The organism is Leptolyngbya sp. PL-A3, assembly GCF_039962325.1.
Lineage (GTDB): Bacteria > Cyanobacteriota > Cyanobacteriia > Elainellales > Elainellaceae > Vacuolonema.
In genome coordinates, this window is record NZ_JAMPLB010000020.1 from 109,208 (window position 1) to 123,061 (window position 13,854).

The window sequence follows — 13,854 nt, forward strand, 5'->3', positions numbered from 1 at the left end:
GATTAAACCGAGCAGATGCAATTTAATTTCTTCTGATCCAGCAGGCTTGTAGGGGCGAATGGTTATTCGCCCCTACAACTATTAATTTCTAACAATTTCTATTCAATTTCTGTCAGGTCACCTGTGGATTACTCCGCTGCCTTCAACTCCTTGCAACTCTGGACGAGTGCGATCGCACTCCTCCTCCTAGCAGTGCAGCTTCCGGCGATCGCCATTTTGCTCTCACGCCTCTTGCAGGGGGCTAGCCGCCTTCCTCCGCTTCCGCCTGCGGCCCCAACCCCTGACCTGTTGGGCACCGTCAGTGTTATCGTTCCTACCCTGAATGAGGAGCATCGCATCCAGCCCTGCCTCGACGGTCTGACCCGCCAGAACTACGAACTGCGGGAAGTCATTGTCGTAGACAGCCGCTCTCAAGATGGCACGGTAGACAAGGTCAAAGCGATGCAGCAGCGGGATCCTCGCTTTCGCGTCATGACCGATGATCCCCTCCCTGCGGATTGGGTTGGTCGTCCCTGGGCGTTGCACAACGGATTTCTCAACACAGCCGAATCCAGCCAATGGGTTTTGGGTATTGATGCTGACACACGTCCACAACCGGGGCTCATTGCCAGTCTGGTGCAAATGGCGGAAACGCGGGGGTATGACTTGGTATCCCTGGCTCCACAGTTTATTCTGCAAGGTGCTGCCGAATGGTGGTTACAGCCCGCTTTGCTGATCACCCTTCTCTACCGCTTTGGGGCTGCAGGGTCGGATGCTGCAAACCCTGAGCGCGTCATGGCGAATGGACAATGCTTTTTGGTGCGGCGATCGCTCCTCGCTGACCTTGGCGGTTACAGCAGCGCCCGCCGTTCCTTCTGTGATGATGTAACCCTTGCCCGCAACGCAGCCCGTCACGGAGCACGTGTTGGCTTTCTGGATGGGGCTAACCTGCTGCGAGTACGCATGTACGAAGGCGCAATGGAGGTATGGCGCGAGTGGGGCCGTTCTCTTGACCTCAAAGATGCCGCATCCCCCGGTCAAAAATGGGGAGACTTAGGATTTCTTGCAGCCGTACAAGGCTTACCCTGGTTGGTGTTACCACTTTTGGGAGCCTGTTGGTTCGCGGGTGTCCATACACCTGTCCTTACAGCTGCGCTCGGAACGAATGTCGCTCTGGTTAGTATCCGCTTTGCCTTGCTAACAGCTATTCTTTCAGCCTACGATCGCACCCAGACGTCCGGCTTCTGGGCCTACTGGCTGTCGCCCCTGGCTGATCCCTTAGCGGTGCTGCGGATTCTTCTATCCTCCGTCCGTACCCCCACTCGCTGGCGGGGACGGGTTTATCCCGCTCGCCCCGAATAATTTTGAACCGTTGATTTTGCCAGTCCCCTGGGCTGGCAAAATCAACTATTCGAACTAAGCTCCCATGAATGACCTTCCCGTTTTACTGTTAGGCCTGGCTGGTAGTACGATCGCCGGACTATGCACGGGCGTAGGCGCGCTACCAATTTTCCTTTTTAACCGTATTACCCAGAATACCCAGGGTGTTTTGCTCGGGTTTGGCGCTGGGGTTATGCTTGCCGCCACCTCTTTTTCCCTTATCGTCCCAGGATTAGAAGCGGCTATGGAAAAGCTCGATCCTTTCTGGGCAGCGATGGAAATGGTCATCAGCATCTTGCTTGGGGGAGCATTTCTGTGGGTGGCTCATCGCTACTTTCCCCACGAGCACTTTTTCAAAGGGAGAGAAAATGCTGACCAGAGCAAATTGAAGCGGATCTGGTTATTTATTTTGGCGATCGCCATCCACAACTTCCCCGAAGGATTAGCGGTCGGTGTCGGCTTTGGCGGTGAGAATATCTCTAACGGCATCGCCCTTACCACCGGGATTGGCCTGCAAAACATTCCTGAAGGGTTGGTCGTCGCAATCTCTTTGCTCACAGAAAACTACACCAAACTTGCCGCTCTTTGGATCAGCCTACTGACTGGCCTGGTTGAACCCATTGGTGGCTTTCTGGGAGCGGCGGCTGTTTCTTTATTCCAGCCCTTCCTACCCCTGGCGATGGGTTTTGCCGCTGGAGCCATGCTCTTCGTCATCAGCGACGAAATCATTCCCGAATCTCACCGTTTGGGCTATGAAAAAGCTGCAACCATTGGAGTGATGGTGGGCTTTGTGTTGATGTTTTTTCTGGATGTAACCCTGGGCTAGTACCCGTGTTTTAGCCTTACGCAATTTAGTTAGAACAGTTCATGTTTGAAAACCTTGATGAATAAGGCTCTTAAACACGAACCTCCTGGGTCTGAGCGTGTATCGCCATAGAACCTTTAGAGCAGGATACCCACAAACAAAAAGTGCGCGACGCACCACGCCACGCACTTTTATTCTTAGAGATTCAACATTAGATGAATCCAGGTCCTTTGCTGCGCTTGTCGTCTTCCATGGTCAGCTTGCCGGTTTCGTCGTTTTGCTGAGCATCATGTAGTTCTTGTTCCCGCGCAGCCTTCTCAGCAGCTTCTTTCTCGCGGCGATCGCCTGGTACTTCGTAGTACATTTCAGGCTCAATGGCAAAGTTATTGACCAGGCCTTCCTTATCAACGGTAAAGCCGCCGCCTGTATCTAGATCGCCTTCACACTTATCCGGAAGTTGCTTATAGTTCTCCTCCTCACGCTCTTTACGAGCAGCAGTTTCAGCGGGAATAATATGGGGATCATAATTATCGCTTTCTACCCTGGGATTGTTCATAATCAACTCCAAATTGCAAATTTAGTCTTTTCAACTGTGAACTTGAACATTTGTTATCTCAAGACAAGAGATAGTCTGCTAAAGCCTCAAGCAAACTCACAGCAGCTTGGTCTATAGTCTTTCAAAAATAGGAATTAATTGCATCTTTCTTGGGTTGTATACAATTTGGGATAGAGTTGAGCCGCAATTTCCATAAAGTATTTGTTTAACTAATTCATTAGCTAAACATCGCTTTCCATAAGTTTTAAGGCACATCTTAGAATTGCCAGTACAATAAATTCGAAAGCTTTCCAATAATACGTTCTCCTAAAGGGCGATGGAGCCATTGCTTTAAGTTCACCGCGTAGCTGCGAGTGAAAGCCCGCTCAAAGAATGATTCAACGCCCTGAATAGTAGACCGATCATTCGTGAATAAATTGAGTTCATCATTGTGATAGAAACTACGAGGATCTAGATTCGCACTACCCAGACTGACCCAACAGTCATCAATCAGTAGAATCTTTGCATGCATCATACTGGGCATATACTCGTAGATTTTGATGCCATACTTAATCAAGTGACCATAACGTTCCTGAGATGTGAAGTAAACATAAGGCTTATCAGTGCATCGGCTCATGGTCACAATGCGGATATCAACCCCCTGTTGGCTACTCTTAACCAACATTTGACATGTTGCTTTATCAGGTAGTAAATACGGGCTAGCAATCCAAATTCGCTTTTGAGCTGATAAAACGGCCACCTGAAACAAACTACGAATAGAGGAGCTACGAAGGCTTGGGTCTTCCCCTGGGGTAATTAAGACATCGGCATCTGGTTCAAAACGTTTGTCGGGGGGACAATGCTCAGTGAGGTCAACAGTGCCCCCTGCATCCAACCAATGTTGCCAAAAAATTCCTGTTAACCAGTTGACTACTTCGCCACGCCATTGGGTCTCAAAATCGAGCCAGGGTTTATCATATTTCTGTTCATGACCATCCCACCAATCTGAAATTCCCGCTCCTCCAATGGATGCAACCTGTTGGTCAACTATCAGCAACTTACGGTGATTACGTCGCAAATAACTAAGAGGATTCCTCCAGGAAAATGCATTGAAAAAACGAACTTCAACACCCTTACTTCTCAAGTTTTTCCAGTAGCTAGAGGGTAAGCTATCGGCCCCATGGGCGTCTGCCAGAAGCTGTACCGTAACGCCTTCCTGGCTTTTCTCACAGAGAACCTGGGCGAAGGCTTCGGCGCGATCGCCCGGGGTCATAATAAATGTTTCAAACTGAATACTTTGCTTCGCAGCCCGAATCGCTTCCAGACGGGACTCTTGAATTAAATCAATATTATCCAGAAAAAAAGTGGCTGTACCTGTGGTGGTTTGGGAATCTGAAAGACTTGCTAATGTCAGGGGAAAATGAGGAGCACTGGCAGGTAAACCCAATAATTTATAGGTTTGTTTTGCATGAAAGAACCCCTGTAGATAGAGCACTAATAAAAGAATGAGAATAAGAATGACAGTTGTAATCAGAGATACCAGCTCTATCATTGAGTTTTCCTATATAGTTACGGAATAAGCTTTGGTGAAAATGGATTGAGAGACAAAGCTATGCCAAGAGACAATAGCTAGTGCATCAGAGACTAAAACCTCAAAAATAGATTGACTGTTATTCATTCAAGCCGTGCTCTAAGAAATACTGATTTTTTATACGCCACGCGCACATAAAATCCGCACATCCCAGAATACGGCCTCAAGAATTATTATTGATGAGATTAGAGATAGCGGCTTTTTACCGTCATTTACAACTCTCTGAAGGCAGACTTTCAAGCACATCGCGGTTTCGCAGTTACCTGAAAGGAAATTACCGCACTTGCAGAGCCGGCATATACCCATCAGAATTGCTGAAAACAACTTACTAAGCTTGAGCTCGAAGACGCTCATTTTTGTATACGCTTCGGGCCTATAAAAATAAGCACTTCAGCTTGTCTCAAGCTGAACTACCTTTATAGGTGCTTGACGCTTACAGGAGCAAGCTGTTTTGATCTGTACTTTCATGCCAGTAGGAAGGGTTATTTGCGTGTGCGAAGTACACACGAAAACAACCCTTCAAACAGAACCTAGTACGCTGAGGCGGAAATCCATCACCTATGTTTTGTGTGGGGTGCTTCGCACCCCACACAAAACATAGGTTGTGAACTTAGGCCGCAGCCTACGCCTACTAGTGTTTCGGAATTACCAGAAGCCACTTCTATGCTTTGCTTAGATCCCGCACGGTATGGCGCACTTCCCCAATAGCGAATATGAACTCAATCGCGACATAACAGCTGGTGCGATCGCACACAAACTCTATCGATAAATACGGCTCTGAATAAGATGCTCTAAAGTATCAGTTTTTTAACTGTTGTTGGAAGTAATGACGAGCGAGTTCTCCATAAAGCTCTTGAAAAACGGCCAATCGTTCCAATCTGTAATAGCTCACTCAAGCGGTACGATATTCTCCTTCAATTAAAAGATCCCAATGTTCCTGATCTGTACAGGCAAAGGCCTGAATTAGATAGCGTGTGGGATATAGAGAATCTGTGCGAGCGATCGCACGGTAGGAGTAGCAAATCTGTGCTTCAGGCTGGTACTGAAAAAGGGAAACTTGCTTTCCATCTTCAGAAATCTCAGCATAACTGGGAGATTCAGCTAATAGTCCATTAAATAGCTTTAAGGAAAATTCTTGATCCTGGAAATTCCAGCCAAATATTTTAACCGGTAGGCAAGCAATTAGACCATTATCTAATTCCCAACTTCCCGCAGTCTGAAGAGAAAAACCATTCACCTGTAGGAGTTCAACACAAGGAAAAATAGAATACTGCTGACTTAAAAAATGAGCCAGTTCTCGTTGTGCAGTGTGGGAAGTACACTGAATAAGATTAGCCCATGCTGCAACTGGAAAACCAAAATACAAATGCATTATGGAACCTTAGAGAATATATTATTTACTTCTTAAATAAGCTACTTCAGAAGTGAATTTTTCATGTCCACTAGCATGAAAAATTCACTTCTGAAAAGTCTTTCTAAACCGCTTTCTAAAATGAGAATACAGCTAATAGTTTCCCCTTGACTCTACCCAACGACAGGATAAATATTATTCTTGAGTTTCTTTACAAAATCATATTGCGGATTCTTCAATAAGCTGAAATTTGGAATGTATAACTATCCAATCGGAGTTTTATTAACAACGCCAGCATAAGCAAAAAAAAAGAGGGCAATGTATTGCCCTCATCTCCCCTGACGAAACTTGTATTTTGACTGTGCAGAAGATCGGTTTGAAACGGGTAAGGATATTATCAATTACCCTGAAGAGGACACCGTTTCAAACCATCTCTTACATGAGTCCTGGAGCCGTATCTACAGGACCACTGACAGCTTTCCAGCCCTCAAGGCCACCCTGTATTTGAGAAACCCGCTGAAAACCTTCCTGGCGCAACTGTTCAGCAGCTTGAGCTGCTTCTTCATCGGTGTTGCCGTAAAGGTAAATATCTCGCTCACGAGCCAGACTTTTATCTACAATGGAAGCCACTTCGGGCAGAGGCATATCCATAGCTCCAGTGATATGCTCTCGGTTAAAGGCTTCGCGATCGCGAACATCAATGATAGTAAAAGCAGGCTCACCCCAATCTAACCGTTCTTTCAATTCTTGAGGGGTTGATTGTGCTTTGAGATCAGGGGGATGTGGTAAAGGACTAGTCACAATAGATTTAGCAGCTTCAACCGCTGACTCCATTTTGTCTGAAATCCCCATCGGCTTTCCTCCTGACTGCGAATCGATAGCTTATACATTACTGCCCATTACTGACATGTTCATCCGCCCAGAGATATACATTGTTTTTACTGAATTCTATTCCCTTAGGTGGTGTTTGAAGAAGTTGCTTTATTCGAAGCAGAATTACATTAAAAATTGTTTTTCTAACCCAATCATTATCAACTAAACGAAAATCGAAACCTTATACTGCTCGTACAACGAATGGTATAAGGTTTCAATTTTTGGTTTGATTTTTGGGTTTATTATACTTGCCTATTTATACACGCAATTCCTAAAAGTTTTTAAGATTGAGCACTATAGAAGTAGTCATATAGAAGTACCACTTCGAATAATCGACTTTCTGCCAATGGATAGAGCCCTCAATCAACCTGAAGTTTCTACGCTGAAAGGGATTACGACCAAATGAAGCCAGTATGCCTAATTATTCGCAGAGTTTGCATTCTCAACCCTCACTATCTCTAAAGGCAGAGAATGATGGACATTTGAGCAACACGATGCTGGTTGTCCAAACCTCTCAAACTAGCAACTTAAATCAGGAGCCGAAAGCCGGTTTTGATGAAATTGCTATGATTGGTGTTGGGTTGCTCTTTATACTGAGTGTCTTTTATCTAGTTCTTCGTAAACGGCAGCCGAATCGGGTTATTCTGGCGCCTGTTTACAAAGCAGAAGATATGTACGTGCGTAATCCTGGGATTCCCTGTCGGCATTGCCATTATTTTCATCCCAATCTTCATCTTCAATGTGCCGTTCATCCTGACATGGTTCTTAAGCGGCAGGCAACCCAATGTAAAGATTTCAAGTGCCGCAACAATAAAGATGTAGCAGCCTAACAATCCAAATATTTCTATGTTCACACCCTATAGTAAAACCCAGAGTCTTTACTCCTTTTAGTAATCAAAGTGGTAAAGAGTTCTGGGTTTTGCTGCGGGCGGTGATAAGCTTCGCATCTACCATTGGTGTTGGTTCTATATGTAGAAATTACACGTAAAATCAAAGCTTCCAGGCACTATATTCAAAATATTAAAGACGATATTTATACCCAGTGGGAGATTGAAACTTTCATGAGATCGCTTAATCTGGCAGCAGGTTTGGAAGGTCTTTCCCAGCCTAAATCAAATAATAGATGAGTTCAATTGTGACACGATGGTTAATTCCACTGTTGCTAATCTTTCAATTCTGATTGGTTGCGCGATCGCTCTCGCAGCCACTCTCCAGATTGTGTTTAAGTATCGTAAACAAAGTGCCCTTGTGGCTGTTATCTTTTTCTCTGTATTGCTAGGGTTTAATTCACCGGCCCTCGCCATGCAACCCAACGGTGGAACTCCAGGTTCAACGGAAATCCGCCGGGAGCAAGGGGCTAAGCCGGGTTACGAGAAAACTGGCAATATTACTACAATGCCCACAAGTGGCAGTCAGTACCAGGGACTGACCCATCCTGAAGCGAAGGGTGAACCCCTAAGCGACGAGGATATTGAACGGCGGATCCAATCCAAAGTTCCAGAATCCCTGGTATTCAGCGTATCCAATGGTTCTGTACGGCTCTCCGGCCGAGTGGAAGATAAGAAAACCGCTGAGAAAATTGTCGACGACGTTCAGAATATTCCTGGTATTCATGAGCTGACTTATGACATCGAAATGACACGAGTGGTATCTCAATAATTAAAAATTGGATAACCATCTTTTAGGACAGTTGCATTTTAAATGCCTGTCCTTTTTCCATAAATTGGATCTTGAATCAAAATCTAGAACCGTTATTTTCTCGCTACGAAGCGGCGAGAAAATAACGGTTCTAGATTTTAGTTTTGGAGGGATGCGAAATCTCAGATTGAAATATGAAGCTTTAACATCAGTCATGACTATCGACAGATGAAATATAGACAGAAATTTATTGAAGTGAAGGGATAGGGCACTCAGAACGACAGCAAAGTGAGCAATAACAGTTCTAACGTCTTCGTACCTGTCATTGCTCACTTAAGCATGACTAGCCCACCTCATACCATCCACCAAACATACATTAGGGAAGTTGCTATGACCGACAATCGACTTCAGCAATTGGCTCAATGCGGTCAAAGCCTCTGGCTTGATTTCCTGAGCCGTCAAATTCTGGATTCAGGCGAATTGCAGCAGATGATTGAGCATCAGAATATTCGGGGTTTGACCTCCAATCCTACGATTTTTGAGAAGGCGATCGCAGGCTCTGACCTCTACCGGCCTGATATTGAGCGAGGGGCTCAAAATAACTTATCGACTGAGCAGATTTACCAATCTCTTGCATTCGACGATATTCGTCGAGCTTGTGACATTCTCCAGCCCATCTACCAGGAATCGGATGGTAACGATGGCTATGTGAGCATGGAAGTTTCTCCTCTCCTGGCTCGCGATCCTCAAGGAACGCTGCAAGAGGCTCGCCGGTTCTTCCAGGAGATTAATCGAGAGAATCTGATGATTAAAATTCCTGGAACTCCCGAATCGATGGAGGCCGTGGAGCAGGCAATTTTTGAGGGCATGAATGTCAACATCACCCTACTATTTTCGGTAGATTTGTATGCCGAATCAGCCTGGGCTTATATTCGAGGGCTGGAACGGCGCGTCGAAGCCGGACAACCTGTTAATAAGCTGGCGTCTGTCGCGAGCTTCTTTCTCAGCCGTATCGACACCAAGGTTGATGAAACCCTAGATCGGCGCATCAATCATCAAGGGACAGAAAGCTTGAGCGAAGAGCGTCGTCTCCAAAGCGTCAAGGGGAAAGTGGCGATCGCTAACGCCAAGCTCGCCTACCAGCGTTATTTGGAAATTGAGCAGAGCGATCGTTGGAAAGCATTGGCTGCTAAAGGTGCAAACCCTCAGCGTCTCCTGTGGGCCAGTACAGGTACTAAAAACCCCCAATACAGCGATGTTCGTTACGTTGAAGAACTGATAGGCCGCAACACAGTGAATACCGCTCCGCTGGATACTATCCAGGCTTGTGAGAGCCACTGTGACATTCATTGCGATCGCATCACTGATGGCATTGAAGAAGCCAAGAACTTGATTAATAGCCTGAGCGATCCCGACATCGATATCAATTTAGATGATGTCATGAATGAGCTACTAGAGGACGGCATTGAAAAGTTTGTGCAGCCTTACAACTCACTGTTACAAACTATTGATGAGCAAGTTCGTCAATTAGCACACGCTTAAAACACGTTGCTTAAGAAAAGAGGGTATGCCGAGTAGATCGGCATACCCTCTTCTAACGTAAAGGTTATTTTTTGTGCGAAATACACGAAAAATCATCCCTTCAACGACGATATTACTGGTCGGCCAGCTCCTCTTTCATCAGCCTTTCCTTCTCCTGCTCAACTTCTAACGCCTTCTCAAGATTACTAATGTAATACTCCATGTAATGATCCTTAATCAGGTCAAAGCCAGGTTCGAAAGAATCCCGGATTAGTCCAATAAAAAAGTCAAGCAAACGCAAAACCGGATTTGGATAACGCATCAGGCTGCCACGGGCATTAAAGTAGCGGGTTTGCCCTATATGGACATAAAGCCTAAAAGGATTCCAGGGTAAATAGGGCGGAGGAATGTGGGGCACGATATCGTTGTTGTTCACAAAGCGAAAGACACGCCCCTTCAATGCCAAACTAATCTCAGTGACAAAAATTAAGTCTCCAACCCGAGGTTGACCGAAGGTATACAGCCCTTGAACGGGGAACTTCCGCTTAACCAGGGATGCGGCTGCAACGGTTGCCAGTGCTCCTCCTAAACTATGCCCCGTAATTAGTAGCGGTAACGGCACAGCTCGCCCTTCATTCCAATGCTGAATTTGCCGTAGAATCCTTCTCTCAACACTATCCCAGGCCGTCTGAAAGCCACGATGAACTTGCCCCCGAGGTGGCGTTATATCCTCATCAAGGGGTTCCATTTGAGTTGTGAGAGCAAACTTCTTCAGACGTGTACTAAAGTTTGTCTGCCAGTCCTTGATCTCCTGGCTTCCTCGAAACGCCACCACAATATACTCATCTGTCTTAAACAGAAATGCCTGTGTATCTTGCGCATGGCTATCAATATATTCAAAGTTCTTTTCGACATTAATGCCCCAGCGTCGACTGATCTCTTTAACGTAACTGAGGTCCTGATAAATGAGCTGGGAAGCCTTAGCTAGACTGAGAGCCGTCCGAACATCAAAATCCTTTAATCCTTTGCTCAAATCAGCAAAATCATCATCACGATAAGGGGTTGGGAGAATGCGAAAACCAAACTTCTCGAATAGTTTGATAACGCCATAGAACCCATATTCGTGAATGTAACTGTAGAGGTAATCGTAAACTTTGGAAGAACCCGGACGACGATAGGTCTGATCTGCAATTAATCGAATCCAGTAAATCATCCAGGGACGAATTTCTTCCGGGGTAAATAGTCCCGATTCAACAAAATATCCAAAATGCTCTAACCCATTGAGCATCTTATTAAACCAATCTCGTAAAGCCGTAGTGATTTGATAACGCTCAAGAGCCTCATCATCCAACGTTCCTGCAGCCTTTGCATCCTCAAATCGCTTGGTTTGTGCGAGCCGCTCATTGTGACTTGCAAGCGCGGCATACAGCAAATCATTGGTGGCTCGAAATGTTATCTTTTTCCCACCTGCAACAATTTCGTAATCACGGTATTCTTCAAAATCGAGAATCTTCAAAGCTTTCCAGATCTCGGGATCGGCTTCAAATTCTTTGACAGCCCTACGCAAAAACTCAACGTGATCCCATCTCTTGTTGCGGTTGTATTGGTAAATGCCAATGCTAAGGGCGATCGCCCCTCCCAATAACCCTGCAGCCATTAAACCTTGAGCAATAGCCTGAGTTGAGGCAATATCCGACACATCCTGATCAACCGTTGAGCTAGGAGTTACCTGAGCTACGGCAGGAGACGTAATTGTAGGAGCGATCGCTACTGAACCTGTGAAGGCTAAAGATGCCCATAAAACCGCTGAAAACAGTCGATGCCCCACGGTACTGCCTCGCAATATCGTTAATGTGTATAGATGCTATCAAAGAATTCCCAATTCTCCTTTCTTTAGACCACAATGTCTAAATTTCTTTACTCCTCGAAAACCAGAGAAAGTCTAAATAGCCTTTAAGAGTTTTGCTAGACTCCAGCTAGCTCGATTTTCAAAAAAGCGTTTCATAAATCATTTAGGAATGCATATTGCAAACCCTCAAATTCCAGCATACGCCACACTTTGCACCAACGACGCATACTTGGGATTTCAACACTCCCACCATCCGTAGCATAAGTTGCTTTTGTATGCACGAAGAGTACACAAAAGGGGGAAGTTTTGAGGAAAATTCCAGAGTCTTAATAGACGCGATTGTAGTGAATTAAAGAATGCAACTTTCAGCAAGAAAACATGCCAACTCAAACTTAAAATCTACTCCCGCGAAAGCGTTAAAGAATACTGGATTGTTGATCCCATACGCCAACAAATTCAGGTCTCCTGCCGCAAGGAGGCTGTACTGGCTCTCGCAACTACCTACCAGCGAGGCGAAGGCAGTCATCTCCACCTACTTATCCTGCTGTTTTCTGTATAACGAAAAGCCGAAAAAGGGGCCATGCCGTTTTCGGCATGCCATCCTACTGCTTGCTGTATTTGACCCGTCGGCATTCGCGCCTAAAATACAGTGACAGGGTCTAATGTCTTCATTGAGGGCGGGAACATGAGTGAAGCCGGATCAACAACTGATCAACCCAAAAAAATCCTGGTGGTGGATGATCACGACCTGATTCTGAATGGAACCATCGTGCTGATCCAGCGAGAATATCCGGACGCGAAAATCGTCACAGAAAAGTCTGCTCAAAATGTTCTCGAAACCATTGCAACCCTTCAACCGGATCTGGTGGTTCTCGATCTGTTTCTCCCGCCTACCCCAACAGAAGCAGCCCAGAGTGATACAGGAATTCAACTTATTAAGGAAATTCTTGCCCGTTATCCAACCTTAAACATTGCGATTCAAAGTAGCCGCCCCAACGTATTGGTACGCATTAAATCGGATATCGATAAACATATGGGCGGTTTTACCGTAATTGATAAAGCAATTTCTGGGGAAGACATGATTTTACGGGTAAAGTGGGCTTTACAAGGTGTTACTCACACTCGTGAACTCCGCCATGGTAAAGGTATTGATGTGAAGCCCGAATGGTTACCTATTTTAAACCTGGCTTTTCAGGAAGGTTTACAAGATAAGGAAATTGCCAGACGGATGAATTTAGCAGAACGAACCGTACGCAACTACTGGAATAAACTTCAGGATGCTTTGGGTGTCTATCCGGATGAACATAAAAATCTTCGTATCGCGACAGAAATTCGCGCCCGTGAAGAAGGGTTAATTGATTAAATTCCACTGCATCTGGATACCGATCGTGATGAGCCATGAAAACACACCTCTTCCATAAACTCAAAAACTACTCTGCGGATTGGCAGATTGGTGTGTTTGCCGTTGCTCTAGTAGCTGTAGCCCGTTTTTTAGGAGCCTTTACGTCCGTCGAATGGGCAATTTTTGATAACTTTTTACGATTGCGCCCCGAAGAACCCAGGGATGAGGAAATTGTCCTGGTCGGCATTGACGCTCGTGATATTCAAAAAGTCGGTACCTACCCTATACCCGATCGCATCCTGGCCCAATTGGTCAGCCGTATCTACGAATATGACCCAGCAGTGGTGGGTTTAGGTATTTTTCGTGATACCCCTATCGGTGAAGGACGCAATGAACTCATTCAACTCCTGAAGCAGCACCAAAACTTTATTGTTATTGAGAAGTTACTACTCCCGCCTATTCCAGCCCCATCAGAAGCGCCTCCGAGCCAAGTCGGTTTTGATGATTATCTGATTGATTCTGATGGCATGGTACGTCGCTCGTTTTTGGGATTGAGCCCATCCGGTAAGGTATCAGATTTCAAATTCTCCTTTTCCATTAGGCTGGCTGAAGCCTATTTGAAGCGGAAGCATCATCTTGCGCTGGAAAATAGCATTCGTGATCCATGGAGGATGCGTTTTGGTTCTGTTGAAATTCCTTATCTTCAGCCCGGTAACCCCCAGAAGGATAGCCCTTTGAAGTTGGATGGATTACAGTCTTTTCTCAACTTCCGCCCCAGTAGTGTGAGGGGATACAGCTCACAAGAACTGGGTAGATTACAGGTTTTTCTCAATTATCGTAATAGTAAAACATTCTCAACCATTACGTTTTCTGATGTACTAGTACTCGGCGGCATAAATAAGCCTATGGTTTAGAACGCCAGTAACTTACCCTTGAATGTCCATTGAAAGGGCTTTGCCATCGTTTGGTTGAAGTAGTCAATAAAGGAAA

The 13,854-nt window shown here is 45.5% G+C and carries 12 protein-coding genes and 1 pseudogene; 8 read left to right on the forward strand and 5 right to left on the reverse strand.

Annotation, left to right across the window (positions count from 1 at the left end):
* Positions 1 to 123 precede the first annotated feature (123 nt).
* Together cruG and NDI52_RS16755 are read left to right on the forward strand one after the other, a co-directional pair.
* Positions 124 to 1,341: a 2'-O-glycosyltransferase CruG gene (gene cruG, locus NDI52_RS16750; RefSeq protein ID WP_190770559.1), complete on the forward strand. Its 1,218-nt coding sequence runs from the start codon at positions 124 to 126 to the stop codon at positions 1,339 to 1,341.
* A 64-nt stretch (positions 1,342 to 1,405) separates the two neighbouring features.
* Entirely contained in the window at positions 1,406 to 2,185 is a 780-nt protein-coding gene (locus NDI52_RS16755; RefSeq protein WP_190770560.1) for a ZIP family metal transporter, read from the forward strand.
* 190 nt (positions 2,186 to 2,375) lie between these two features.
* On the opposite strand, the gene NDI52_RS16760 is transcribed toward NDI52_RS16755, so the two are convergent.
* The 4 genes from NDI52_RS16760 to NDI52_RS16775 all read right to left on the reverse strand — a co-directional run bounded on the left by NDI52_RS16760 (position 2,376) and on the right by NDI52_RS16775 (position 6,493).
* Positions 2,376 to 2,720 (reverse strand): hypothetical protein, encoded by a 345-nt coding sequence (locus tag NDI52_RS16760; protein WP_190770561.1) that lies wholly within the window; start codon positions 2,718 to 2,720, stop codon positions 2,376 to 2,378.
* Between the two features lie 256 nt (positions 2,721 to 2,976).
* Positions 2,977 to 4,251 carry a phosphatidylserine/phosphatidylglycerophosphate/cardiolipin synthase family protein gene (locus tag NDI52_RS16765; protein ID WP_190770562.1) on the reverse strand — a complete coding sequence of 425 codons (1,275 nt, stop codon included), beginning with the start codon at positions 4,249 to 4,251 and terminating at the stop codon, positions 2,977 to 2,979.
* A gap of 931 nt (positions 4,252 to 5,182) precedes the next feature.
* On the reverse strand, positions 5,183 to 5,656 hold the full coding sequence (locus NDI52_RS16770) for a hypothetical protein (RefSeq protein WP_190770563.1): 474 nt from the start codon (positions 5,654 to 5,656) through the stop codon (positions 5,183 to 5,185).
* A 420-nt stretch (positions 5,657 to 6,076) separates the two neighbouring features.
* Positions 6,077 to 6,493: a rhodanese-like domain-containing protein gene (locus NDI52_RS16775; protein WP_242045875.1), complete on the reverse strand. Its 417-nt coding sequence runs from the start codon at positions 6,491 to 6,493 to the stop codon at positions 6,077 to 6,079.
* A 434-nt stretch (positions 6,494 to 6,927) separates the two neighbouring features.
* Here NDI52_RS16775 and NDI52_RS16780 point away from each other — a divergent pair, with 434 nt between their 5' ends.
* From NDI52_RS16780 to tal, 3 genes are all read left to right on the forward strand, one after another.
* On the forward strand, positions 6,928 to 7,344 hold the full coding sequence (locus tag NDI52_RS16780; RefSeq protein WP_190770564.1) for a hypothetical protein: 417 nt from the start codon (positions 6,928 to 6,930) through the stop codon (positions 7,342 to 7,344).
* A 313-nt stretch (positions 7,345 to 7,657) separates the two neighbouring features.
* On the forward strand, positions 7,658 to 8,173 hold the full coding sequence (locus NDI52_RS16785) for a BON domain-containing protein (RefSeq protein ID WP_190770565.1): 516 nt from the start codon (positions 7,658 to 7,660) through the stop codon (positions 8,171 to 8,173).
* A gap of 369 nt (positions 8,174 to 8,542) precedes the next feature.
* Positions 8,543 to 9,694: a transaldolase gene (gene tal / locus NDI52_RS16790; RefSeq protein ID WP_190770566.1), complete on the forward strand. Its 1,152-nt coding sequence runs from the start codon at positions 8,543 to 8,545 to the stop codon at positions 9,692 to 9,694.
* Positions 9,695 to 9,806: 112 nt separating this feature from the next.
* Here the strand turns inward: tal and NDI52_RS16795 are convergent, their stop codons facing one another.
* The gene (locus NDI52_RS16795; protein WP_190770567.1) at positions 9,807 to 11,501 is read right to left on the reverse strand and encodes a lipase family protein; all 1,695 of its coding nucleotides are present in this window, start codon (positions 11,499 to 11,501) and stop codon (positions 9,807 to 9,809) included.
* A gap of 400 nt (positions 11,502 to 11,901) precedes the next feature.
* Between NDI52_RS16795 and NDI52_RS16800 the strand changes: the two are divergent.
* The 3 genes and pseudogenes from NDI52_RS16800 to NDI52_RS16810 form a co-directional block, all read left to right on the forward strand.
* A pseudogene (locus NDI52_RS16800) lies at positions 11,902 to 12,081 on the forward strand (Uma2 family endonuclease); the annotation flags it as partial.
* Between the two features lie 126 nt (positions 12,082 to 12,207).
* A complete protein-coding gene (locus NDI52_RS16805; protein ID WP_190770568.1) occupies positions 12,208 to 12,885 on the forward strand; it encodes a response regulator transcription factor in 678 nt (225 codons plus the stop codon).
* A gap of 35 nt (positions 12,886 to 12,920) precedes the next feature.
* The gene (locus NDI52_RS16810) at positions 12,921 to 13,778 is read left to right on the forward strand and encodes a CHASE2 domain-containing protein (protein WP_348256470.1); all 858 of its coding nucleotides are present in this window, start codon (positions 12,921 to 12,923) and stop codon (positions 13,776 to 13,778) included.
* The last annotated feature ends 76 nt before the right edge of the window (positions 13,779 to 13,854 follow it).